The organism is Paraburkholderia nodosa DSM 21604, assembly GCF_000519185.1.
Taxonomy (GTDB): domain Bacteria; phylum Pseudomonadota; class Gammaproteobacteria; order Burkholderiales; family Burkholderiaceae; genus Paraburkholderia; species Paraburkholderia nodosa.
In genome coordinates this window covers 168005-192118 of sequence record NZ_JAFA01000002.1, presented here as the reverse complement: position 1 = coordinate 192118, position 24114 = coordinate 168005, and the positions used below count along the sequence as shown (strand labels likewise).

The 24114-nt window shown below is 66.6% G+C and carries 21 protein-coding genes; 14 read left to right on the top strand and 7 right to left on the bottom strand.

The features are described from left to right. Positions 1-34 precede the first annotated feature (34 nt). The 3 genes from A3CW_RS0103405 to A3CW_RS45075 are packed head-to-tail and all read left to right on the top strand — an operon-like array spanning position 35 to position 4584. Positions 35-2578: an EAL domain-containing protein gene (locus A3CW_RS0103405; protein ID WP_028202315.1), complete on the top strand. Its 2544-nt coding sequence runs from the start codon at positions 35-37 to the stop codon at positions 2576-2578. A gap of 47 nt (positions 2579-2625) precedes the next feature. Continuing rightward, on the top strand, positions 2626-2934 hold the full coding sequence (locus A3CW_RS0103400; protein WP_154677843.1) for a hypothetical protein: 309 nt from the start codon (positions 2626-2628) through the stop codon (positions 2932-2934). A gap of 15 nt (positions 2935-2949) precedes the next feature. Beyond that, entirely contained in the window at positions 2950-4584 is a 1635-nt protein-coding gene (locus A3CW_RS45075) for a methyl-accepting chemotaxis protein (RefSeq protein ID WP_063750795.1), read from the top strand. Positions 4585-4588: 4 nt separating this feature from the next. On the opposite strand, the gene A3CW_RS0103390 is transcribed toward A3CW_RS45075, so the two are convergent. After that, entirely contained in the window at positions 4589-5332 is a 744-nt protein-coding gene (locus A3CW_RS0103390) for a FadR/GntR family transcriptional regulator (RefSeq protein WP_028202313.1), read from the bottom strand. 391 nt (positions 5333-5723) lie between these two features. On the opposite strand from A3CW_RS0103390, the gene A3CW_RS0103385 reads away from it, so the two are divergent. From A3CW_RS0103385 to A3CW_RS0103370, 4 genes are read left to right on the top strand one after another with little or no spacing between them, the layout of a single operon-like run. Continuing rightward, positions 5724-6851 (top strand): sugar ABC transporter substrate-binding protein, encoded by a 1128-nt coding sequence (locus A3CW_RS0103385; RefSeq protein ID WP_028202312.1) that lies wholly within the window; start codon positions 5724-5726, stop codon positions 6849-6851. A gap of 37 nt (positions 6852-6888) precedes the next feature. Next, positions 6889-8457: a sugar ABC transporter ATP-binding protein gene (locus tag A3CW_RS0103380; protein WP_028202311.1), complete on the top strand. Its 1569-nt coding sequence runs from the start codon at positions 6889-6891 to the stop codon at positions 8455-8457. Beyond that, positions 8454-9434, top strand: coding sequence for an ABC transporter permease (locus A3CW_RS0103375; protein ID WP_028202310.1), 981 nt, complete (start codon positions 8454-8456; stop codon positions 9432-9434). The genes A3CW_RS0103380 and A3CW_RS0103375 overlap by 4 nt, the downstream gene beginning before the upstream one ends. Further along, positions 9431-10417 carry an ABC transporter permease gene (locus tag A3CW_RS0103370; RefSeq protein ID WP_028202309.1) on the top strand — a complete coding sequence of 329 codons (987 nt, stop codon included), beginning with the start codon at positions 9431-9433 and terminating at the stop codon, positions 10415-10417. The genes A3CW_RS0103375 and A3CW_RS0103370 overlap by 4 nt, the downstream gene beginning before the upstream one ends. Before the next feature lie 52 nt (positions 10418-10469). Here the strand turns inward: A3CW_RS0103370 and A3CW_RS0103365 are convergent, their stop codons facing one another. Beyond that, the gene (locus A3CW_RS0103365; RefSeq protein ID WP_035512250.1) at positions 10470-11273 is read right to left on the bottom strand and encodes an SDR family NAD(P)-dependent oxidoreductase; all 804 of its coding nucleotides are present in this window, start codon (positions 11271-11273) and stop codon (positions 10470-10472) included. Positions 11274-11415: 142 nt separating this feature from the next. Between A3CW_RS0103365 and A3CW_RS0103360 the strand changes: the two genes are divergently transcribed. Beyond that, entirely contained in the window at positions 11416-12369 is a 954-nt protein-coding gene (locus A3CW_RS0103360) for a GlxA family transcriptional regulator (RefSeq protein WP_028202307.1), read from the top strand. Positions 12370-12383: 14 nt separating this feature from the next. Here A3CW_RS0103360 and A3CW_RS45070 read toward each other — a convergent pair whose 3' ends face one another. Then, positions 12384-13379 (bottom strand): GlxA family transcriptional regulator, encoded by a 996-nt coding sequence (locus A3CW_RS45070; protein WP_051481195.1) that lies wholly within the window; start codon positions 13377-13379, stop codon positions 12384-12386. Positions 13380-13400: 21 nt separating this feature from the next. Beyond that, positions 13401-14816, bottom strand: a complete 1416-nt coding sequence (locus A3CW_RS0103350; RefSeq protein ID WP_028202306.1) for an MFS transporter — start codon at positions 14814-14816, stop codon at positions 13401-13403. Between the two features lie 155 nt (positions 14817-14971). Here A3CW_RS0103350 and A3CW_RS45065 point away from each other — a divergent pair, with 155 nt between their 5' ends. Beyond that, complete coding sequence (locus tag A3CW_RS45065) at positions 14972-15256, top strand: hypothetical protein (RefSeq protein ID WP_035512248.1); 285 nt, start codon at positions 14972-14974, stop codon at positions 15254-15256. A gap of 20 nt (positions 15257-15276) precedes the next feature. Here the strand turns inward: A3CW_RS45065 and A3CW_RS0103340 are convergent, their stop codons facing one another. From A3CW_RS0103340 to A3CW_RS0103330, 3 genes are read right to left on the bottom strand one after another with little or no spacing between them, the layout of a single operon-like run. Continuing rightward, the gene (locus A3CW_RS0103340; protein ID WP_028202305.1) at positions 15277-17571 is read right to left on the bottom strand and encodes a xanthine dehydrogenase family protein molybdopterin-binding subunit; all 2295 of its coding nucleotides are present in this window, start codon (positions 17569-17571) and stop codon (positions 15277-15279) included. Continuing rightward, the gene (locus A3CW_RS0103335) at positions 17568-18029 is read right to left on the bottom strand and encodes a (2Fe-2S)-binding protein (RefSeq protein WP_028202304.1); all 462 of its coding nucleotides are present in this window, start codon (positions 18027-18029) and stop codon (positions 17568-17570) included. The genes A3CW_RS0103340 and A3CW_RS0103335 overlap by 4 nt, the downstream gene beginning before the upstream one ends. Continuing rightward, on the bottom strand, positions 18026-19345 hold the full coding sequence (locus A3CW_RS0103330; RefSeq protein ID WP_028202303.1) for a cytochrome c: 1320 nt from the start codon (positions 19343-19345) through the stop codon (positions 18026-18028). Before A3CW_RS0103330 ends, A3CW_RS0103335 begins: the two co-directional genes overlap by 4 nt. Positions 19346-19483: 138 nt before the next feature. Between A3CW_RS0103330 and A3CW_RS0103325 the strand changes: the two genes are divergently transcribed. From A3CW_RS0103325 to A3CW_RS0103305, 5 genes are all read left to right on the top strand, one after another. Then, positions 19484-20383, top strand: coding sequence for a LysR family transcriptional regulator (locus tag A3CW_RS0103325; RefSeq protein WP_028202302.1), 900 nt, complete (start codon positions 19484-19486; stop codon positions 20381-20383). Positions 20384-20552: 169 nt separating this feature from the next. Beyond that, entirely contained in the window at positions 20553-21881 is a 1329-nt protein-coding gene (locus A3CW_RS0103320; RefSeq protein WP_028202301.1) for an MFS transporter, read from the top strand. Between the two features lie 34 nt (positions 21882-21915). Beyond that, entirely contained in the window at positions 21916-22956 is a 1041-nt protein-coding gene (locus A3CW_RS0103315) for an amidohydrolase family protein (protein ID WP_028202300.1), read from the top strand. Beyond that, complete coding sequence (locus tag A3CW_RS0103310; RefSeq protein ID WP_028202299.1) at positions 22953-23624, top strand: RraA family protein; 672 nt, start codon at positions 22953-22955, stop codon at positions 23622-23624. Before A3CW_RS0103315 ends, A3CW_RS0103310 begins: the two co-directional genes overlap by 4 nt. Before the next feature lie 80 nt (positions 23625-23704). Further along, positions 23705-24097: a hypothetical protein gene (locus A3CW_RS0103305; RefSeq protein ID WP_028202298.1), complete on the top strand. Its 393-nt coding sequence runs from the start codon at positions 23705-23707 to the stop codon at positions 24095-24097. The last annotated feature ends 17 nt before the right edge of the window (positions 24098-24114 follow it).

Sequence of the window (24114 nt, the reverse complement as noted above, 5' to 3'; positions counted from 1 at the left end):
CATAAAGACATCGCCGTGCGGTTCGGGACGCAACATGCAACACCACACGCTGGACCTGGAAATCGGGCAGCTACTTTCAGGGCCGCCGCTTGCCTGCGGGCCCGACGTGCCGATCCGCGAAGCGGCGCGCATGATGAGCGAGCGGCGCTATAGCGCCATCGTGATCACCGAAATGGGGCGGCCCGTCGGCATCTGGACCGAGCACGACGCGCTCGCGCTGGGCGAAGACGCCGCCGCGCTTGCGCTGCCCATCCGCCATGCAATGAGCCATCCGGTGCGCGCGCTGCCTGCGAGCACGCGTCTGCGCGACGCCGCCCTGCGCTTCAAGCGCGAAGGCATCCGCCATTGTCTCGTGGTCGATCAGGCGGGCCGCTCGCTCGGCATCGTCACGCAAACCGACCTGGTCATGAACCAGGGGCTCGAGTGCTTTCTGCGGCTGAAGACGGTCGGCTCGGTCAATGCGGCAATGCCGCTCGTGGTCGACGCGCGCATGTCCATGCACGAGGCCATGCAGCGCATGCGTGCGCGGCGTCTGAGCGCGCTCGTCGTGAGCTATCCCGAAGGCGACTTCGGCATCGTGACCGAGCGCGACGTGGTGCGCCTCGCTGCCGACGGTGCGCTCGACGGCACGGCCGGCGCGCGCGCGAGCCGGCCGCTGCGCTCGCTCGCGCATTCGCAAAGCCTTTACGCGGCGCGTCAGTATCTCCTCGAGCACCGCATGCGCCACGTGGGGGTGATCGGCGAAGATGGGACTCTCGCGGGCCTGCTCGACCTCTCGCATATCCTGCACGACATCGAAGACAGCTTCGTACGCGAGCTGCAGCTGGCGCTGCGCGAGCGCGACGACGCGCTGCTCGCCTCGCGCGCGAATCTGCGTCTCGCCGACCAGGTGGTGGAGTCGACGCTCGATGGCGTGATGATCACCGACCTCGACGGCACCATCGAACGCGTGAATCCCGCTTTTACGCGGCTCACGGGCTATACGGAGCACGAGGCGCTAGGGCGCAATGCGAGCCTGCTCAACTCGGGGCGCCAGGGCCCGGGGTTCTACAGCGCGCTCTGGCGCAGCCTGCAGCAAAACGGCCACTGGAAGGGCGAAGTCTGGAACCGCCGCAAGGACGGCGCGCTTTACCTGGAATACCTGACGATTTCCAGCATCTGCGACCCGAGCGGCCGCTGCACGCATTACGCCGCGATCTTCGCGGACATCACGCAGCGCCGCGAGACCGAGGAGCGCCTGAGCTACCTCGCGACGCACGACGCCCTGACCGGCCTGCCCAATCGCACGCTCTTCACCGAGCGCCTCACGCTCTCGCTCGCGCGCGCGCGCCGCTCGGGCAAGCGCGTCGCGGTGATGTTCCTCGACCTCGACCGCTTCAAGCTCATCAACGACACCATGGGCCACGGCGTGGGCGACGAGGCGCTCACCGTGATCGCCACGCGCCTGCGCGACGCGGTGCGCGAGACCGATACGGTGGCGCGTCTCGGCGGCGACGAGTTCACGCTGCTGATCGAGGATATCGAAGACATTCGCCACGTCGGGCAGATCGCCCAGGGGCTGCTCGCGCGCGTGGGCGCCGCGATGCACATCGGCGAGCAGCTGCTGTTCGTCACGCCGAGCATCGGCATCAGCATGTATCCGGACGACGCGCACGATCCGCGGCAACTGCTCATGCAGGCCGACCGCGCGATGTACGAGGCCAAGGACGCGGGCAAGAACAATTTCCGCTTCTTCGCCACGCCGATGACATCGTCGGCCATGGAGCGCATCGTGCTCGAAAGCGAGCTGCACCATGCGCTCGAGGCGGGCGAGCTGGTGCTCCACTATCAGCCCGAATTCGATGTGGCGAGCGGGGCGCTCGTCAATATCGAGGCGCTCGTGCGCTGGCAGCACCCGCGCCGCGGCCTCGTGCCGCCCGACCAGTTCATCCCGATTGCCGAGGAATCCTCATTGATCGTTCCGCTCGGCGCGTGGGTGTTGCGCGAGGCCTGCCGGCAGGCGCGCGAGTGGCTGGACGAGGGCTTCGATTTCGGGCGCATCAGCGTGAATCTTTCGGCGCGGCAATGTCTGCACGACGGCTTTCTGCATCAGCTCACGACCGTACTCAGCGAAACGGGCCTGCCAGCCACGCGGCTGCAGCTCGAACTCGTGGAGAGCATGGCGATGACCTCGGGCCGGGGCGGCATCGAAGCGTTGCTGCAGGAGCTCGCCGCGCGCGGCATCAGCCTCGCGATCGACGACTTCGGCACGGGCTATTCATCGTTCAAGTATCTGCAGTCCTTACCGGTCGACACGCTCAAGGTGGACCGCTCGTTCCTCGCGGACATGGCCGGGCCGGGGCCGGGAACGTCGCCGCGTGTGAAGAAAAGCGCGGCGCGAGACCGCTCGATCGTGCGCGCGATCGTCGCGATGGCGCGCACGCTTGGTGTCACGGTAGTGGCCGAGGGCGTCGAGACGCCGCGGCAACTCGAGTTCCTGCGCGAGATCGGCTGCGACCGCGCACAAGGTTTCCTGCTTGCGCGTCCCGCGCCGGCCGGGTTGATGCCGCGCGCGCTCGAAGCGTGCGTGGCTGGCTGAAGACGGCCTTTTCTTTTCCCCTTTAGCCGACGTATCTGGAGAATTCCGTGAGCACCAGTGACGAGATGCTGTTGAACTCGATGACCGCGCTAGTGAGCGCGCATGGCAAGGCCATCTCGCGCTTCGGCGCGAGTGTGGTGGTGATGACGAAGTTCGTCGAGGCGGTGCTGCCGCAACTCTCCGCGCCGCAGATCGAACGCACGATCCTCGCGTTTCGCGCGCAACTCGGCGAAGCGATGGCCGTGGCCGACGACGTGCTGTTGCCCGGCGAATACCGCGCCACGCTGATCGAACAGGCGAACATGCTGCTGGCCCGGCTGGGCAGCGATGCTGTCCCCACCACGTTGAGGCCCTGAAGCGGAACTAAGGCAATGCGTAATCTGACGATTCGAAAAGGGCTGCTGCTCGTGCTTTGCACGTTTGCGGCGATGCTGGTGGTGGGTGCCGCGGTAGGTGTCCTGATGATCGGCCGCGCCGACGACTCGGCGCGTTACATCCACGAAGTTGCGCGACAGGACGCGCTCGCGCTCGCCTTGCGCGAGGACGCGGCGCTTGCGCAAACGGCGCTGGCGCGCGCTTATCAAGCCAGCAAGGAGAATGGCGCCGCCGAAGCGCAACAGCGGGCGCGGCAGGAAGCACGCGATCTCTTCGAGCAGGCCTCGAAGCACAGCGCCGCGCTGCGCGAGAGCGCACCGTTCGACCTTGATGCGGCCCAGCAGCGCGATGCCTTGCTCGGCGCGTGGAGCGCGCTCGCGCAGTCGCTGCAGCGCGCGGCCACAGCGCTCGAATCGGGCGACACGGCAACCTATGCCACGCTGGCCGCCGGGGATGTCGCCAATGCCAATACGCAGTTCTCTGCGAGCGTGGCTGCACTGCGCGCGAATGCCGATGCCGTCTCGCGCGCGACGCTCGAGCAGTCCGGGCGCGAGCACGACTGGGTGATGGCGATGGTGGCGGTGGGTTTGCTGGGTGCGCTGGCGCTCGTCGTTGCGACGCATTTGGCGCTGCGGCGCCTCGTGACGGCGCCGCTCAAAGAGGCGGTGGAAGTGCTCAACCAGATCGCCGCGAACGATCTCTCGGTCCACATCGAAGGCGGCGGGCGCAACGAAATCGGCCAGTTGCTCGGCGCAATGCGGCGCATGCAGGGCGGCCTGAGCCACACGGTGCGCAGCGTGCGATCGAGCTGCGATGCGATCAACACGGGCGCACGCGAAATCGCGGCCGGCAATCTCGATCTGTCGAGCCGAACGGAACAGCAGTCTGCGTCGCTCGAGCAGACGGCGTCGAGCATGGAGCAGCTCACGTCGAGCGTGCGTCAGAACGCGCAGCATGCGAACGCCGCGAGCGCGCTCGCCACGGGGGCGGCCGATGTCGCGCAGCGCGGCGGACGCGTGGTCGAGCAGGTGATCGACACGATGGCGGAGATCAGCCGCAGCTCGGGCAAGATCGCGGACATCACGGGCATCATCGACGGCATTGCGTTTCAGACCAATATCCTTGCGCTCAACGCATCGGTCGAGGCCGCGCGCGCGGGCGAGCAGGGGCGCGGCTTCGCCGTCGTCGCGGGCGAGGTGCGCATGCTCGCGCAGCGCAGCGCCGCCGCGGCGCGCGAGATCAAGTCGCTGATCGACGCCTCGGTGCACGACGTGCGCAACGGCCGCTCGCTCGTGGGCGAGGCGGGTGCGACGATGGCCGAGATCGTCGCTTCGGTGGACAAGGTGTCGGGCCTCATGAAAGAGATCGCCTCGGCCACCGTGGAGCAGAGCGCCGGCATCGAGCAGGTCGAGACCGCTGTGAGCCAGATGGATCAGGTCACGCAGCAGAACGCGGCGCTCGTGGAACAGGCGGCGGCTGCCGCCGAGTCGCTCGAGCAGCAGGCGAGCCAGATGGCCGATGCCGTGGCGACGTTCCGCGTGAGCGAGACGGCGGACACGCCGCCGGCGCCGCTGCCCGTCACGCCGCCGGCGGCTGCGTACGAGGAAAGCGCGCTGCCTGCGGCGGCATGAGGGGCTAACGCCAGGCCTGGGTGAACTCGCCGATCACGCGGGCGAGATGCGCCTGCATCGCCGCACGCGCGGCATCCGCGTCGCGCGCCATGATGGCCGAAAAAATGCGCTGATGGTCTTCCTGCGAAGCCGCGCGCAACGCGGGCGTATGGAAGTGCTCCTCGATCTTTTTCCACAACGGGTCGGCGCGTGAGTTGTCCCACATCGCGCTCACCACCTGCCGCAGCATGTCGTTTCCAGTTGCACCCGCGATCGCCAGATGGAACTCGCGGTCGGCGGCCTCGTTCGCGGCCTTGTCGTCCATGTTTTCGCGCATCGTGCGCAACGCGGCGAAGAGGCGGTCGAGGTCCGAATCCTTGCGTTCGGTCGCGGCGAGCGCCGCGATCCCGCTCTCGATCACTTCGCGCGCGCGCAGCGTCTCGATCGGGCCCGGCCCGCGCGGCAGTTCGAACGCGACGGCGCGCGCGTCCTGCGCGTCGGCCACATAGATGCCCGACCCCACGCGCACCTCGACCACGCCTTGCACTTCGAGCGCGATGATCGCCTCTCTGACCTGCGTGCGGCTCACGCCGAAACGCTCGGCGAGCGTGCGCTCGGAGGGCAGGCGCGTGCGAGGCGCGCCCGGCGCGCGCCCAATGTCGCCTGCCGCGATCAGGTCGTAGATCTGTTTCGCGAGGCCGACGTAGGAGCGGTCGGTTGCGTCCGCATCGGCGGCGCGACCGGTTGGCGTATGCGAAAGATCGGCCATCCAGGATTCTCGAAAGCGTCGAAGCCGCCGGGAGGCGGCTGAAGTTCGCCAGAATGGTACACCAGTTGCCGCGCCGCCAAGCGTCGAGGCGGCGTGGGTTTCCGCCCGATTTCAGCCCGCGCGGGGTCTGCGCCGGGGCCAGTGGTAAACCACTATCGCGCGCCGATTGGTATGCCAGTACTGTCAGACGGGGAGGCGTTCACGCATGCCCGTCGTTTTGCTTCGAGGGGACGCCTTTGAAGAGGTCATTCCGCTGGTCCGGCGCGTCCGGTCCAGTCCCGCTGCAGCACATCCAGCAAGATTCCCTGCGTCACGCACACGGTGTCGGCCATTCCCGACGAGCCCGTTGCGCCGGCTTTCAGTAAGTTCTATCCGACAAAAAGGAGACAACATGCTTTCAGGAATCCACGTGCTTCGAGCGGCGGCGACCGCGGCAATGGCCTTGTGCGCGAGCGCGGCATTCGCGCAGGCATCGATCGTTTCCGGTCCGTCCAGCGACCCCACCTGCATGGTCCCCTGGAAGGCCGACACGAAATTCATCAAGTATCCGAAGAAGAGCGGGCCGTACCGCATCGCGCTCGTGAACGGCTATATCGCGAACACCTGGCGTATCCAGATGATCAAGACGGCCAAGGCCTATACGGCGGAACCGGCCGTCGCCGCCAAGCTCAAGGAATTCAAGGTCGTCTCGACGGGCGAGGACGTGCCCGCGCAGATCTCGGCCGTCAACAACTTCATCGACGCCGGCTACGACGCGATCATCGTCGACGCGCAGAATCCCGCCTCGTTCGGACCCGCGATCCGCCGCGCGAAGAAAGCCGGCGTCGTGCTGGTCGCGTTCGACAATACGCTCGACAGCGAAGACGCGATCAACGTGGACGTCGACCAGTACGGGCTTGGCGTGCTGTGGGCCAAGTGGCTCGCGACTCATGTGCCCAACGGCGGCAAGGTGCTGGAAGTCCGCGGCGTGGCCGGCACCTCGGTCGACACGGACCGCCACAACGGCTTCACGAAGACCCTCGACGAGACCGGCAAGAAGTGGAACGTCGTGCAGGTCTACGGCAAGTGGGATGACGCGGTCGCGCAGAAGGCCACCGCCGACGCCATCGCCGTGCAGGGCCATTTCGACGGCATTTCGGCGCAGGGCGGCGACACGGGGGTAGTGCGCGCGATGATCGATGCGAAACATCCGTTCGTGCCGTTCGGCGGCGAGACGGAGAACGGCTTTCGCAAGTTCTGCGCGCAGTACGGCGCCCAAGGTCTGAAGTGCACGTCGGCGGGCACCGGTCCCGCGCAGGTGGCCGTGGCGATCAAGACGGCGCTCGCGGCGCTCGATGGACAGACCATTCCCGTGGCGATCAAGCTGCCGCTGGACGTCACCGACGATTCGATGCTGAAGGCGGGCACCAACTATTTCCCGAACGAGTCGGACAACTTCTTCGTGGGCAACTCGTTTCCCACTTGCGGCATCAACTTCTCCGCTCAGGCAATCATGAAGCAGAGCCAGGGCAACCAGTGACCGCGTGATTGCCGCGTGACGTGACGGGAGGCGAAGCATGCAGCAGGGTGCAGGGCAGCCGTTCTTTCAGATGTCTGGAGTGTCGAAGAGCTACGGCGGCGCCGTCGCGCTGGATCACGCGGAACTCGCGGTGCGAAAGGGCCGCATTCACGCGATCCTCGGCGAGAACGGGGCGGGCAAATCGACGCTGCTGAAGGTGATGTCCGGCGTGGTGCAGCCGGACGAGGGCGTGATGCACCTCGACGGCCGTGAAGTCTCGTTCGCCTCGCCCGCCGAGGCGAACGCGGCCGGCATTGTCTGCGTGTATCAGGAGTTGTCGCTGATCCCCGACCTGAGCGTGGCCGACAACATCTTCGCTTCGAACCCGCCGCGCCGCTTCGGCATGATCGACCGCCGGGCCCAGCGCCGCCAGGCCGAGGAAGCGCTGGCCCGCGCGGGCGCGGCCGACATCAATCCACTCGCGAAAGTGCGCGACCTGCCGCTGTCGCGCCAGCAGATGGTCGAGCTGGCCAAGGGGCTCGCGCACGAACCGCGCATCCTGATTCTCGACGAGGCCACCTCGGCGCTGACCGCCGCCGACGTGGCGCGCGTGATCGAGGTGCTCAAGCGCCTGCGCGAAGAGGGGCTCGCATTGCTCTTCATTTCGCACCGGATGCACGAGGTCAAGGCACTCGCGGACGAATGCACGGTGTATCGCAATGGCCGTCATGTGATGAGCTTCGAGGCGGGCGCGCGCTCGGATACTGAGGTCGTCGAAATGATGATCGGGCGGAAGTACCAGCATGTCTTCCCCGACAAGCCCGCAGAAAAGGCCGAGCGCCAACCCGTTCTCGCCTGTCATGATCTCGCGTGGAGCGACACGCTGCGGGGCATCAGCTTTTCGCTGAAGCCCGGTGAAATTCTCGGGCTGGGCGGTCTCGACGGCCAGGGGCAGCGCGAACTGCTGCTCGCGCTGTTCGGCGTGCTGCGCGGCTGCGCGGGCAAGATCGAGATCGACGGCAAGGCGGTGACGATCGGCAGCCCCGTTGCCGCGCGCGCAAAGGGAATCGGCATGGCGCTGATACCGGAGGACCGCAAGACCGAAGGCCTGATGCTGCCGATGTCGGTGCGCGAGAACCTCTCGTTTGCCGCGCTCGATCGCATGTCGAGCGCAGGCGTGATCGATCGCAATCGCCAGCAGTCCTTCGTTGACCGGATGATCGAACTCCTCGCGATCAAGTCGCACGGCGTCGACGCGCCCGTGGGCTCGCTGTCGGGCGGCAACCAGCAGAAGGTGGTGATCGCGAAGTGGCTGATCCGCAAGCCGAGAATTTTGCTGCTCAGCGACCCGACGCGCGGCATCGACGTGGGCACCAAACAGGAGCTTTATCAGCTGCTCAGGCGCCTGGCCGACGAAGGCGCCGCGATCCTTTTCTATTCGACCGACTATGACGAGTTGATCGGCTGCTGCGACCGCGTGCTCGTGCTGTACGAAGGCAGGATCAAGAAGGAACTCGTCGGGCCGGCGATCACCGAACAGAATCTGATCGCCAGCGCACTGGACCTGCCGGTTGGACAAATCGGACAGGTTGCGCAGGTTTCGCCTTCCTCGGGAGTCGCGCCATGAGCGGGCTGCGTTACTGGTATGCGGAAAATCGTGGTATGGCGTTCGCGTTCGGCCTGTTCGTGCTGATGTTCGCGATTTACCTCGTCAACTATCCGTCGAGTCTATCGGCGAACGTGTTTCAGACCGCGGCGAACAAGGCGGTGCTGCTCGCACTGGTGTCGATGGGGCAGGCGCTCGTCGTGCTCACGGCCGGCATCGACCTCTCCATCGGCATGATGCTCGTGCTGACGAATTGCATCGGCTCGTGGATCGTCACGGGCGACGCGCTGCACAGCGCGCTGGGCATCGTCGGCGTGCTCGCGGCGGGCGCGTTGTGCGGCGCGCTCAACGGCGTGATCATCATTTTCGGCCGTCTGCAGCCGATCGTGACGACGATTGCGACCGGCGCCGTGTTTTACGGGCTGGCGCTGCTGCTGCGCCCCGTGCCCGGCGGGACGATCAACGAGGATCTTGCCGACGCCCTGACCGGCAAGGTCGCGGGCATCGTGCCGGCGAGTCTGCTGATTCTGATCGCGACCGTGGCGATCGTCTGGATTCCTTTCAAACGCTCGGCGGTGGGCCGCGCGGCGTATGCGACGGGTTCCTCCGAACCCGCGGCCTTCCTCTCCGGCATGCCGATCCGCCGCGCGAAGTTCGCGAGTTATACGCTGGCGGGCCTGCTCGCCGCAATAGGCGGTCTGTTTCTGACCTTCTTCACCGACACCGGCGAAGCGAGCCTTGGCAGCGCGAACTCGTACACACTCTTCTCGATTGCCGCCGTGGTGATCGGCGGCGTGTCGCTGCTCGGCGGCAAGGGCAGCGCGATCGGCGCGATCTTCGGCGCGTTCGCATTCCGCTCCATCGGCGACCTGCTGTTCGTGTTCAACGTCGACGCGCTCTGGCAGCCGCTATTCCAGGGCGTGATTCTCCTGCTCGCCGTCGCGATTGGCGCATGCGGGTTGTTCAGCGTGCGCAACCGTCTGGAGTGGTTCCAATGAGCGGCGTTTCTGCAAGCACCCGGACCACCTTCGTGTCGAGGCTCACGCGCAGGATCGACAAGCCGATCCTGATCTCGTTCGGGTGCATCGTTGCGCTGCTGCTCGTCGGCGGGATGTATTCGCGCAACTTCACGTCGCCGGAATATATCCTGCTGCAGCTGAAGGTCGGCGCGTTTCTCGGCATCATCGCGACTGGGCTGATGATGGTGATTCTGCTCGGCCACATCGACCTCTCGTTGCCGTGGACGATCACGGTGGGTGCGATGATGGCGTGCGCTGTCGCCGGGCATGGCGAACTCGGGGAGATTCTCGCGATTCCGGTCGGCATTGGCTGCGGCATGCTGATCGGCATCGTCAACGGCATTCTCGTCGCACTCCTGCGCATTCCTTCGATGATCGCGACGCTCGCGACCAATGCGGTCGCGCAGGGCATCATGATCGTCTATACGGGCGGATCGTCGCCGCAGGATTCCGCGCCGCACGTCATGCGCTGGCTCGCCGCGGGCTGGCTCGTGCCGGGCGTGCCGAATGCCGTAGCGCTGTGGGTGGTGATCGGGGCCGCGACGATATTCCTGCTCTCGCGTACGACCTTCGGCCGCACGCTGTACGCGATCGGCAACACCGAGCGCGCGGCGTATCTTTCCGGCATCGATACGCGGCTCGTGACGGTCGCCGCGTTCGCCGTGTGCAGCGCCTTCGCCGCGTTCGGCGGCGTGCTGCTCGCGGGCTATGCGTCGAAGGCCGCGCAGTCGATGGGCGACGCCTACCTGCTGCCCGCGATCGCGGCGGTGGTGCTGGGCGGCACCTCCATTCTGGGCGGCCGCGGCTCGTACCTCGGCACTGTCGCCGGCGCGATCCTCATCACGCTGCTGCAGTCCATTCTCTCGGTCGCGCAGATGCCGGAGGCGGGACGCCAGATCATCTACGGCGTGGTGATCGCGGCCATGTTGCTGCTATATGGGCGTAGCAAGCGGGAAGTGTAGGCTGCGGGGGCGAGCCCCCGCCTCACTCAATCCACCGGATCGAACCAGAGCGTCACTGCGCGATGCGATAGCGCGGCGCGGGCGTGTTGCTCGACAGTTGCGTCGACATCGCGCGACGAGCCGTCTCGAACACGTTCCATTGCTCCACGTCGTGCAGCGAAGGAATCGTCACGGTTTCGCCGCGCTCGAAGCCGGTGAGGGCGGCGCTCACCATGTCCTGGGCGGACATCACGATCGCGCTGTCGAGATGTTCGAGCGGCAGGCCGCCCGTCTCCCAGAACTCCGTGGCCGTGGCGCCGGGCAGCACCGCCTGCACGCGGATGCCCTTGGCCGCCAGTTCGTGATGCAGCGACTGGCTGAACGCGAGCACGAAGGCCTTGGTGCCGCCATACACGCCGTTGAGGATCTCGGGCGCGATGCTCACGATGGAGGCGATGTTGATGATCGCGCCCTGGCCGCGCGCGACGAAACCCGGCACGGCCGCATACGTGAGCCGCGTGAGCGCGGTGACGTTCAGCTCGATCATGCGCGTCATGTAATCGACGTCGCTCTCCACGAGCGGCGTGTGCGTGCCGATACCCGCGTTGTTCACGAGCAGCGTTAGGCTGGCGTCGTCGCGCAGACGCGCTTCCACGGCGGCGAGATCGTCACGGTCGTTGAGATCGGCGGCGAGCACTTCCACGTCGCGCCGGGTTTCGCTCGTGATGCGCCCGGCGAGCGCGGCGAGCCGCTCGCGATTGCGCGCGACGAGCACGAGGTCGTAGCCCTGGCGCGCGAGTTCCGCGGCGTACACGGCGCCGATGCCGGAGGATGCGCCGGTGACGAGCGCGGTGCCGCGATGGGTTTGCTGGTTCATGATCAAGCTCCTTTGCGTAGCGGCGCGAGTGGTTAGGTAACGTGCAAGTGGCGCTGCTGTGAGTACATTCTGGCCGCGATTGACCGTGGCGCAAATGACGTATAAGGTCGTTATTCAGGACATCCAGCGACGGGAGTAGGACATGCACCGCATCGGCTACCTTTTGAGCGACGAATTCCAGGTCATGGCGCTCGCGACCCAAAGCGTTTTCGAATACGCGAACATGGTGGCCGGCTCGCCGTTCTACGCGATCGAGAACTATTCGGTGGAGGGTGGCGCGGTTCGTTCGTCGTTCGGCATGAGCGTGGACACGCTGCGCACACCCGCGCCCGCGCGCAGCCGCGTGGACACCTGGATCGTGGCGGGCGTGAACGACCCGCGTACGGTGGACGCCGCGCCCGCGGTGCTGGCGTTCCTGCGCCGCGCGAGCGGCCGGGCGCGGCGGGTGGCGGGCGTCTGCACGGGTGGTTTCGTGCTGGCCGAGGCGGGCCTGCTCGACGGCCGCCGCGCCACCATGCACTGGTACTACGCGCGCGATCTACAGCAGCGCTTTCCTGAAGTGCGTGTGGAAGACGACCGCATCTATATCGTCGACGGGCCGGTCTGGACTTCGGCGGGCATGACGGCGGGGCTCGATCTCGCGCTCGCCATGGTCGAACGCGACCTCGGCGCGGAAGTGGCGCGCTCGGTTGCGCACAAGCTCGTCATGCATCAGCGTCGTTCGGGCGGCCAGTCGCAGCATTCCGAAATGCTCGCGCTCGCGCCGAAATCGGACCGCATTCAGAACGCGCTCGACTACGCGCGCCGCAACCTGAGTAGCGCGCTCACGGTGGAGCAGCTTGCCGAGGCCGTGCACCTGAGCCCGCGCCAGTTCAGCCGCGTGTTCACGGCGGAAACGGGGCAGTCGCCCGCGCGCGCCGTGGAGGGCCTGCGCCTGGAGGCGGCGCGGCTCATGATCGAGCAGAGCACGCATCCGCTCGATGTCATCGCACGCGAGACCGGCTTTCGCGACCGGCGGCATATGCGCGAGGCGTTCGTGCGCGGCTTTGGCGTGCCGCCGCAGGCGGTGCGGCGCGAGGTGCGCGCGGGGGCGTAGGCGCAAAGGCGCTGCTACGAATCCGCTTTTGCGGTGCGTTTGGCCCTGGCCGTCACAGCGCCGAAGTGCGCGCGATATTGCTGCGGCGTGGTGCCCAGCTTGCGCCTGAAGGCCACACGCAAATGGTCGGCGTCGCGCATGCCGCATCGAAAGGCCACCGTTTTCAACGGCGCCGTACTGTTTTCCAGCATCACGCGCGCCGCGTCGATGCGCGCGCTCTCGACGAATTCGGCGGGCGTCACGTTGGTGTCGCGCACGAAGATTCTCGCGAAGTTTCGCTTGCTCATCCTGGCAACGTCGGCGAGCACTTCCACGCCCAGATCTTCATTCAGATGCCCGAGCACGTACTGCTGCACCTGGGCAATGGGCGACGTCGCCTCCGCGTAGGGTGTGAGATACGGGCTGAACTGCGACTGGCCGCCCGCGCGCTGCACGAACACCACGAGCCGTCGCGCCACGTTCAGCGCGATTTCCGGGCCGTGATCCTGAGCCAGCAGATACAGCGAAAGATCGATTCCCGCCGTCACGCCCGCCGAAGTATAGAGATTGCCGTCCTGAATGAAGATCCGGTCGAATTCGACGTTCGCGGTCGGACACATCGCGGCGAGCGCGGCCGCGTCGTTCCAGTGCGTCGTCACGGTGCGCGCGTCGAGCAATCCCGCGCGCCCCAGCGTCAGTGCGCCGTTGCAGATGGAACCGAAGCGCCGGGCGCGCGCGCTGGCTTCGCGCAGCCATGCGTGCGCGGCATCGGCAAGCGGCTGCTCCACGAGCGACGGGCCGCCCGCAACGAGCAGCAGATCGTAATGGCCATTTGCTTCGTCGAAGTACCGGTCCGCGCCGATCCGCACACCGCTGGAACAGCGCACGGTATCGCGTTCCGTTGCGATCAGCTCGAGCTGGTATTGCGCCTCGGGCGGCAGCAGGCGATTGGCCTCCGAGAAGACGTCGGTGGGCCCGAACACGTCGAGTGCCTGGACGCCCGGGAAGACGAGAAGCGCAACGGTAAGCATCGTGTTGAACGAAGAACGGGGTCAGGAATTGGAGGCGCGCTGGCGTCGCGCGAGAATATGCGCGCCCGCGCTGCGCGGCAGCAGCACGCTGTCGACCACGCCCAGCGCCGCGAGCGCCGTGATGAACCAGAACGCGAGATGGAAGTCGGCGGCGCCAGCCGTCCCGGCGTGTGTGCCGCGCAGCGCCTCGGCAACCGAAAGCGCCAGCGCGCCCACGGCGATCCCCATGCCGGCGTTCATTTGCTGCAGCACGGAGAACAGTGTCGTCGCGTCGCGCATCTGCGCCTGGGGCACGTCGGCGAAACCAATGGTGTTCAGCGCGGTGAACTGCATCGAGCGCACGAGGCCGCTGAAAAACAGCAACGCCGCCACGACGACACGCGGCGTATCCGCCCCGAGCAGCGTGAAGCCCGCGAAGCCGAGCGCCACCAGCGTGCCGTTGCCGATCAGCACGGTGCGAAAGCCGAAGCGGTTCATGACCCACGTGGTGCCCGGCTTCATGCACAGATTGCCGGCGAACAGCCACAGCAGCAGCGCGCCCGATGCCACGGCGCTCCACCCGAACGCGACCTGGAACATGAGCGGCAGCAGAAACGGCGCGGTGCCGATGGCCGTGCGAAACAACGAGCCGCCGAACACGGTCACGCGAAAGGTGTTGATCTTCACGGGCGCGAGATCGAACAGCGGATGCGGCACGCGCCGCAAATGCACGACGGCCGCCGCCAATAGCGCGACGCCCGCCACGCACGTGCCGATCGACACGGGCGCGGTGACGTCGGAGCGGCTCGCCATCTCGATGCCGCTCATGACGAATGCGAAGCCGAGGCCGCTCAGCACGAAGCCGAAGGTATCGAAGCGGCGGGGTTGCGTGTGCTCGTCGCGCAGGAGCAGCAGGGCGGCCACGAGCGCGGCCACGCCGAGCGGCAGGTTGAGCAGGAAGATCCAGTGCCAGCTCCAGTGCGTGCTGATCCAGCCGCCGAGCGGCGGCCCGAGAATCGGTGCGACCAGCGCGGGCCAGGTCAGGATGGCAATGGCGCGCACGATCTCGTGCTTCGGCGTGTCGCGCAGCACGACGAGCCGGCCCACCGGCACCATCATCGCGCCGCCGAGGCCCTGCAGCACGCGTGCGGCGGTGAAGGCGAACAGGCCCGAACTCAGCGCGCACAGCAGCGAGGCCACGCTGAACACGGTGATGGCCGTGGCGAACACGCGCCGCGCGCCGAAGCGCTCGGCGAACCAGCCGCTCACGGGGATGAACATGGTCAGCGCGACGAGGTACGCGGAGACGCCGATCGAGAGGTACGCCGGCGCCGTGTGAAAGTCGCGCGCGATGATGGGCAGCGAGGTGGTGATGACCGTGGCGTCGAGGTTCTCCATGAAGAACGTTGCGGCCACAAGGAATGCAACGGCGGTGCGGCGATCGAGGGCGTGCGGCATCAGGCGTGTTCCAGGATTTTCCGGGCGTGATTCTTCGTCGGCCGCCGGATTCGGCGCGGAGTGTCCCTCATTCTACTGAAGTTGGCCCATCGTCCGCTGGCACGTTCCCTGCGTGTTCTGGTGTGCGATATCCATCGCAAAGGGAGGTCGTAACGATGAGCAACCAGTCCGACGAGTCCGAACAGCCCGAAGATGCGCCGGAACCGCGCGGCACGGATCTGCCCAAGCCAATTGGGGACGCTGTGCCCGCGCCGACCGAGCCGGGTCTCGATCAGCCGTTGCCGCCAAAAACACGTGATTTACCAACGGAGGAGGCGACCGAGAGCCCTAAGGAGTCAGAGCGAGCGCCGCAGAACGATATTTCCAGGCCGCTAGGCGACGCGGTGCCCACCCCGGTCGAGCCCGGCCTCGACCAGCCTCTGCCGCCTAAAAAGCACTAGCGAAACAAGCGGCGGTTTCACTACGCCTTGAGCGCATTCCGCGACTTTGCCCCGAGTAGCGGCACGTCGCGGATTCTCACACCGGTCGCGTCGGCAATCGCGTTTGCGAGCGCCGCGGCGGCCGGTCCCTGCGCGGCTTCGCCCACGCCGAGGAACGGCAGGCCGGGGCGATCGATCAACAATACCTCCACGCGTCCCGGCACCGACGCGAAGCGCATGATCGGGTAAGTGCTCCAGTCGAAACTCGTAATACGTTCGCGGTCGAAATGCGTTTCTTCGAAGAGCGTCCAGCTCGTGGACTGCAAAATGCCGCCTTCGACCTGGTTGCGCACGCCATCCGGATTCACGATCTGGCCGCAATCGATGGCAGCGACCACGCGCTCGATACGCACCTCGCCGGTATCGCGCATGACGGTCACGTCCATGGCAATGGCAAGGTAGGCCATCAGGTTCTTGTATTGGGCGAATGCAAAACCGGAGCCGGACGCGTGCACGTCCGGGTGCGTCGCACGCGCGGCATGCGCACCCCAGCCGAATCGATCGGCCACGGCATGAATGACGGCTTGCGCGCGTGGATCGTCGAGATGCTTGAGACGGAACGCGACGGGGTCCGCGTGCGCGGCACTCGCAAGCTCGTCGATAAAGCTCTCGATGGCGAACACGTTCATATGCGCGCCGAGCGAGCGCATGGCCGAAACGCGTATCGGCATATCGGGCAGGAAGTGATGCTGCACGTGCAGGCTCGGCACGCGGTAGAGCGGAATGCTGTTGCGGTCGCCGCCGCCCTCCGGCATGGGAATCGGCTTGGGCGGCGCGGGCGTGAAGGGTCGCGCGAGCAGCTGCGCGGGCAACAGCCGGCCCGCGTTCTCGATGCGGTTGTTATGGGTATTGCTCCATAGTTCGTATTGCCAGGCGACGATCGATCCGCCGGCGTCGAGCGATGCGCTCGCATCCACGGTCATCGCGGGACCGAACGGCTCCCACAGGTGTTCCTGCTCGCGCATGAACTGCACGCGCACCGGGTGGCCGGGCAGATCGCGGGCGATGAGCGCGGCGTCTCCGGCGGCGTCGTCCGCACCGTTGTGTCCGTAGCAGCCCGAACCTTCCACGTGCACGCAGCGCACCTTCTCGCGCGGCATGCCGAGCATTTCGGCAATGCCGGCGCGCAGCGGGTAGACGCCTTGCGTGTGTGTCCAGACCGTCATGACGCCGCCGTCGAGTTGCGCGATCGCGCACGACGGCCCGATCGACCCATGCGTCAAATAAGGCTTCGAATAGCGGGCTTTCAACGTCGCCGCCGTCGGGCTTGCGGGCGCGCCCTGGTCCGCCACCACGATTTCCTGTGCGGGCAGGCTCATGAGAAACGCGTGAATGCTGGCCGGATCGGGCAGCGGAGGGCCGGGCTGCCACTGCGCCGCAAGCGCGAGTTCGCGCATGGCGACGATGGCGAGCCATTCGTCGTCGGCGACCACGGCGAGGTAATCGCCGTTGCGCACGACCTTGACGACGCCAGGCAGCGCCGCCACGCGCGCGCTATCGACAGCAACGAGCCGCGCGCCATAGGAAGGCGGCCTCACGACGCGCGCATGCAGCATTCCGGCGGGTCGCAGGTCCTGGACATAGCTCTGGCCTCCCGTGACCTTGCCCGGAATATCCACGCGCGGCAGCGTGTGCCCGATCACGGCGTAGTGCGCGGGCGGCTTTTTCGCGGCGTTGGGCTGCGCGTCCTGATGCAGGTTCGCGTGCTGCACCGCTTCGCCGTAGGTCACGCGCCGTCCGTCGGCGGCGAGGATCGCGCCGTCGCGCGTGGTGAGCGCGGCGGCATCGACGCCCAACTGTGCCGCCGCGCTCGCGACGAGCAACGTGCGCACCTGGGCCGCCGCGTTGAGGATGGCCGTGCCGCTGTCCGCCATCGTGTGGCTGCCTGCCGTGTAGCCCTCGTTTGGCGTGGCGGCCGTATCGGCCGTGATCAGTTCGATCGCATGAGGCGCGAGGTCGAGTTCTTCGGCGGCGAGTTGCAGGAGCGCCGTGCGAACGCCGGTGCCCAGCTCCACCTTGCCCGTGAACACGCTGACGTGGCCGTCGGGTCCGACCTTGATCCACGCGTCGAGCGATGGCGTGGTCTTGAGGCTGCCGGGCAGCTTCGGGGCGCTCGCATGGAAGGTGCCGGCTTCGGTGGTGGTTTGCGCGAGCGCGGCCATGCCGGGCACGATGGCGAAGCTCACCATCAGCGAGCCGCCCACGAGGAAACGGCGGCGCGCGGCATCGTCGGGGCCGGCAGGGTCGAACGCAGGGGATGAGCGGGCGCGGCTCATGATTGCGCGCCCGTCGCCACTTGCCGGATCGCCGCGAGGATACGCATATGCGTGCCGCAGCGGCACAGATTCGGCTGCATATAGCGGCGAATCTCGTCGTCGGTGGCGTGCGGCGTGCGTTCCAGAAGTGTTTGCGCGCGCATGATCATGCCCGCGATGCAGTAGCCGCATTGCGCGGCCTGCTGGTCGATAAAGGCCTGTTGCAGCGGCCCCGGATGATCCGCGCTGCCGAGTCCTTCGACGGTGCGCACCGGCCGCTCGCCCACGGCCACGACTGGCAGCAGGCACGAGAACACCGGCTCGCCGCCCACGCTCACCGTGCACGCGCCGCATTGGCCGAGCCCGCAGCCGAACTTCGCGCCATTGAGCCGCAACTGGTTGCGCAGCACATAGAGCAGCGGCGTGGACGGATCGACATCGACGGTATGGCTGTCGCCGTTTACGTTGAGCGTAATCATCGTGATGGGCTTTCCTTGCGAAGACGCGCCACCGCCTGAGCATCGAGCGCGGACCACGGACTAAGCGCGGTGAAGCGTGCGCGCGTGTAGTTGGCAAGCTCCGCGATCTGCGCGTCCGTGAAGGTGCCGGCGAACGGCGGCATGAAAGACGCCGCCTCGCTCTCGTGCCAGGCAATGCCGTCGAGCAGGATGCGCACCATGTTGCGCGGGCTATCGGCGTTGACGGCAGTGGAGAACGACAGCGACGGACGATGGCCGTCGATCGACATCGCCGCGCCTGCGCCATGGCACGACGCGCAGGCCGCGGCAAACAGGGTAGCGCCGTTGGCGGGCGCGGTCGAGAGATGGACGCTGGCTGCGGCAGGCGGTGCGGCGGCGTTCGGGTTGGACTGCAATGTCATCAAATACGCGGCGATGGCCTCGACGTCTTCGGGAGCGGCTTCGCCGAGCGAGCGCGTCACCGTACGCATCGGGCCGGCCGCCGCGCCGTGCTCGCTGGCGTAGCCCGTACGCAGATAGTTCGTCAGTTGTGCTTGCGTCCAGGGTGTTGGGCGTGCCGCGAGGTCGGTCAGCGCAGGCGCGTCCCAGCCCTCGAGGGTGCCGCCCTGCAACGCACGGTCGCGGCGCTCGGCGCCGAGACGGTTGAGCGGCGTGTGGCATGCGCCGCAATGACCGAGGCTTTCGACGAGATAGCGGCCGCGCGCGACCTCCTGCGCCTGAGCGTCCCTCGCGGTAGCGGACGCAGCAGACGTTGCGGACGCAGCAGACTCAGGCGGCAGATAGAGCCGGTTCCATACCGCCATGAGTGGCCGGAACCCCAACGGAAAAATCAGCGCGTTGTGCGGCGCCGGCGCGTTGACGCTCGCGCGGCTCATCAGCCACGCATAGAGCGCGGCGATATCGGCGTCGCTCATCTGCGTGAAGTGCGGATACGGGAACGCGGGATAGAGCAGATGCCCGTCGCGCGACACGCCTTGCCGCATCGCGCGCGTGAACGCGTCGAGCGACCAGTCGCCGATGCCGGTGTCCTTGTCCGGGGTGATGTTGGTCGAGTCGATCACGCCGAAGGGCGTTCGCAACGGCAGGCCGCCCGCGAGCGGCTGACCGCCCGTCGCGGTATGGCACGTCATGCAGTTGCCGATGGCCGCGAGCCTCGCGCCGCGCGCGACGGCTTCGGCGTCGCCCGCCGGCGGCGAGGGCGCGGCCACCGGTGCGAGCCCTCGCTCCGAGGCACGCGCAACGTGGCTGCCATAGGCGGCAGCGAGAGCAAGAAGGACAACGGCCACGCCCGCCATCCGTACCCGCCTGCCTTTCATCGAGCCTCCAGAGCCGAGAGGGCCATCGCTCAACATGGCGATCGGCATGCGTCGTTCGATCGCGAGCAAATGACGTGCCTGGTTCGTGGGTGGTTCGCTGTATTACGATGCAGGGCAAATCGATACGGAGATGACGAGATGAATGAGCTTCGGGGCCTGCAGTGTTTCGTGACACTCGCCGAGGAACTGAACTTCAGCCGCGCCGCGGAGCGTCTGCACGTCGCGCAGCCGGCCTTGAGCCAGCAGATACGGGCGCTCGAGGACCGTGTGGGCACGCAACTGATCGATCGCACGCGCCGCCCGCTGCGCCTGACGGAAGCGGGCCAGTACCTGGCCACCGAAGCGCGGCAGATTCTCGGTTCGCTCGCCGAGGTGACGCACGGCGCGCTGGAGATCGGCGTGGGCCGGCGCGGCTGGCTCAGTGTCGGCTTCACGCGCTCGTCGATGTACAGCGTCCTGCCGCCCGCGCTCAAGGCGTTTCATCAGGCGTATCCGCAGGTCGAGCTCAAGCTGTTCGAAATGCTGACCGACGAGCAGACCGACGCGTTGCGCGACATGCGCATCCATATCGGCATTGGGCGGCAGCCGCTCGCCGTGCCCGGTTACACGACCTTGCCGCTGCTGCGCGAGCGGCTCGTGGTGTTGATGGCGTCGGATCACCCGCTCGCCAAACGAAAGAGGGTGCGCATCGACGAACTCGCCGATACGCCGTTGATCCTCTACCCGAAGCATCAGAACGCGCAGTTCAAGCGCACGGTTCAGGCGCTCTACCGCGACGCGGGCGTGACGCCTTTCGTCGCGCACCAGGCCTATGAGATCCAGACCGCCATTGCGCTCGTGGCGGCGGGGCTGGGCGTGACCGTGGTGGGCGAGTCGGTGGCGCGGCATGGCCGCGCCGACGTCATCGCGCGCCACCTCTCCGGCCCCGGCGCGTCGCAGCGCACCGTGCTCGCCGCGACGTTCCGCAGCGACGACGCCTCGCCGCATCTGCGCGCCTTTCTCGAATGCCTGCCGCCGCCGCTCGCCAGCACACTATAAGCGCACGCTTATAGAAGCATAAGTATCGCGTCTTGGACTCGACGCCTCCCGCTTCTTATTATCGAAACTCAGGCGCCCTGTCTCGCGGGGGGCCGCCGGCAGCGGTCACCGCTGCCGGCCGATAACGATGCAGCGACGGCACCGCCCGTCGCCATGAGGCGGAGACAGCATGAGTCACTTCGACGAAGCAGCAACCATGCGAAAGGTTTACAAGCGGCTTGTGCCGCTCCTTTTCTGCATGATGTTTTTCAATTATCTGGACCGTATCAATATCGGTTTCGCCGCACTCGACATGAACTCGGACATGGGTTTCGACCCGGCCGTGTTCGGCTTTGCGGGCAGTATTTTTTTCGTCGGCTACATGCTGCTGGAAGTGCCCAGCAATCTGTTGTTGCATCGCGTGGGCGCACGCCGCTGGATCGCACGCATTCTGCTCACGTGGGGCGCCGTTGCGGCCGCAACGGCGTTCGTGTTCAACGCGTCGAGCTTCTACGTGCTGCGCTTTTTGCTGGGCGTGATGGAAGCGGGCTTTCTGCCGGGTATCGCCGTGTATCTGACCTACTGGTTTCCGGAGCGCTACCGCGCCCGCGCCGTGGGCGGGTACATCATCGCGGGGTCGTTCTCGGCCGTGCTGGGCGGCCCGCTCTCGACCACCGTCATGACTTATGCGAACGGCGTGCTCGGCATGCACGGCTGGCAGTGGATGTTCATTATCGAAGGCGTGCCTGCGATGCTGCTCGGCCTCGTCACGCTGCGCATCATGACCGAGCGCCCCGCCGACGCCGACTGGCTTTCTGCGCAAGAGAAGCAATGGCTAGAAGCCACGCTCGCCACGGAGCGCGAGGCATTGGGCGGCCATCGTCATTTTCCGCTGCTGAAGGTGGCGAGCGACATTCGCGTCTGGAGCCTCGCGTGTCTGTTCGGCTGCGCGCTGGTCGGCATCTATGGGCTGTTCCTGTGGCTGCCGCAGATCGTGAAAAGCCTGGGTCACCTCAGCAACATCGAAGTGGGCTTCCTCTCCGCCGCGCCGCCGCTGCTGGGCGTGCTGGGCACGTACCTCGTGAGCCGCAGCTCGGACCGCACCGGCGACCGCAAGTACCACCTCGCATTCGTCTACGGCATGAGCGCACTGGCGATTGCGGGCAGTGCGTATGCGCCGAATCCGCTGCTTGCATATGCGCTGCTTTGCGTGACGGGCCTCTTCATCTATGCGGGCAACCCGCTGTTCTGGAGTCTTGCCGCTTCGTTCAGAACCGGTGCGGCGGGCGCGGCGACGATCGCGCTCATCAATACGATCGCGCAGTTCGGTGGCGTGGTGGGGCCGTGGAGCATCGGTCTCGTGCGCCACGCCACCGGCAACTTCAAGCTCGCGCTGCTCACTATCGCCGCTTTCCTCGTGCTCGCCACGCTCATCGCCATCGTAATGCGCGTGAAGCCTACCGAGCGCGGCACCTCGAACCGGGCGCTCGTTGGCCACGACGAAGCGACGGAAAGCTGATTTTAATCGTCCGTACACCTGATGGAATTGCTACATGATCATTGATTGCCACGGTCACTACACGACCTCGCCGCCCCAGCACGAAGCCTGGCGCGCTAAACAGATCGCCGCGCTCGAGGACGGCACGCCGGTTCCGCCGCGCCCGCCGATCAGCGACGACGAGATTCGCGAAAGCATCGAAAATGGCCAGCGCCGCATTCAGCGCGAGCGTGGCACGGACCTGACGATCTTTTCCCCGCGCGCCGCGGGCATGGGTCACCACCTGTCGGGCGCAGCGGCAAATGCGCTGTGGTCCAGCGAATGCAACGATCTCGTGCATCGCGTGTGCGCGCTGTTCCCGCAGCATTTCGTGGGCGTTTGCCAGTTGCCTCAGGCGCCGGGCGTGACGCCGGAAAACTGCATTCCCGAGCTGCGCCGCTGCGTGGAGGAACTGGGCTTCGTGGGCTGCAACCTCAACCCGGACCCCTCGGGCGGGCACTGGTCGGGGCCGCCGGTCACGGACCGCTCGTGGTATCCGCTTTACGAGGCGATGGTGGAACTCGACGTGCCCGCGATGATTCACGTTTCGTCGTCATGCAATCCTAACTTTCACGCGACGGGCGCGCATTATCTCAACGGCGACACGTCGGTATTCATGCAGTTGCTGCAGGGCAACCTGTTCGCCGACTTCCCGACCTTGCGCTTCGTCATTCCACATGGCGGCGGCGCGGTTCCGTATCACTGGGGACGCTATCGCGGCCTGGCGCAGGACATGAAGCGCCCGCTCCTGAAGGACTACCTGCTCAAGAATGTGTTCTTCGATACCTGCGTTTACCACCAGCCAGGCTCCGACCTGCTCGCCAGGGTGATTCCGGTGGAGAACATTCTGTTCGCCTCGGAGACGATCGGCGCGGTGCAGGGCATCGACCCGGAAACCGGCCACTACTACGACGACACGCGCCGCTATATCGACGCGATCGAATGGCTCAGCGAGGCCGATCGACAACGCATCTACGAAGGCAACGCGCGTGCGGTGTACAGCCGTCTTTCCGCGCAGATCGAACGACAAACCGCACTGGAAGGGATCGCGAAATGAATCCGATTGGCTGGCGTGAATACGAGTCTGCTCCGCAGGCCAGCGCAGCGACGCTCGCCGCGTTGCGCGAACTGCAAGTGTCGCTCCTGAGCGACAACATGGCGCGCTCGAGTGGCATTCTCGGCCTGCAGGCGTTCCACAAGCCCAGGCCGATGGCGGGCACGGCTGTGACGGTGCGCACGCGTCCCGGCGACAATCTCGCCATCCATCGCGCCTTCGACTTCTGCCGGCCGGGCGACGTGCTCGTGATCGATGGCGCGGGCGAGGTGACCCAGGCCCTGATGGGCGACATCATGTCGAGCTACGCGGAAAGCCTCGGCGTGCAGGGGCTCGTGATCGACGGTGCGATCCGCGACGTCGGTGCGATTCGCCAGCGCGACTTTCCCGTGTATGCGCGCGGCGTGACGCACCGCGGACCCTACAAGAACGGGCCAGGCGAAATCAACGTGCCCGTGACCATCGGCAGGATGGTCGTCAATCCCGGCGATATCATCGTGGGCGACGAGGACGGCTTGCTCGCCATCGCGCCTGAAGATGTGGAGACCGTCATCGCCGGCGCGCGCAGGCAAGGCGAAAAGGAGGCCGCCGTATTGCAGGCAATCGCCGAAGGGCGCTTCGATCGCGCATGGGTCGTGCCGCACATCGAGCGGATGAGAAGCGGCGCCTGATGAACCCAGGCGGCGTCAGGCGTTAAGATGCGCGCTGGAGCCTGTGCTCCCTCGCTCAACCGCAGATCCACTCTTGCTCCATGACCCGATACCTTGACGCTGCCGCGTTGCGCGAACTCGCCGAACACGCGGAGCAAACCGACCCGCCGCCGTGCACCTGCACGAAAACGCCGCTGGATGGCTGGCAATCGCAGCCGCTCTCGCTCGACGAGCGGCAACTGGAACAGATCGGCACGCTCGTTAGCGCGGACGAAGCCGAGCCGACCTTCGCCGAACATCTGCCGGGAGAGGCCGGCTACTGGTCGGAGAATGCGCCGATCGCGCCCCGGTACTTTCCGTATAACCGTTGCGGCGTGTGGAAATGCACGTTGTGCGGACGCCTTTATCTTCGGTATACGGAAGGCGGCGGCTATTTCGTCGATCAGCGCATCCGCGCGTTGAAAGCGCGCTTGATCGAGGATGTGCCGCTTTGAGGCTTTGATGGCCCGCA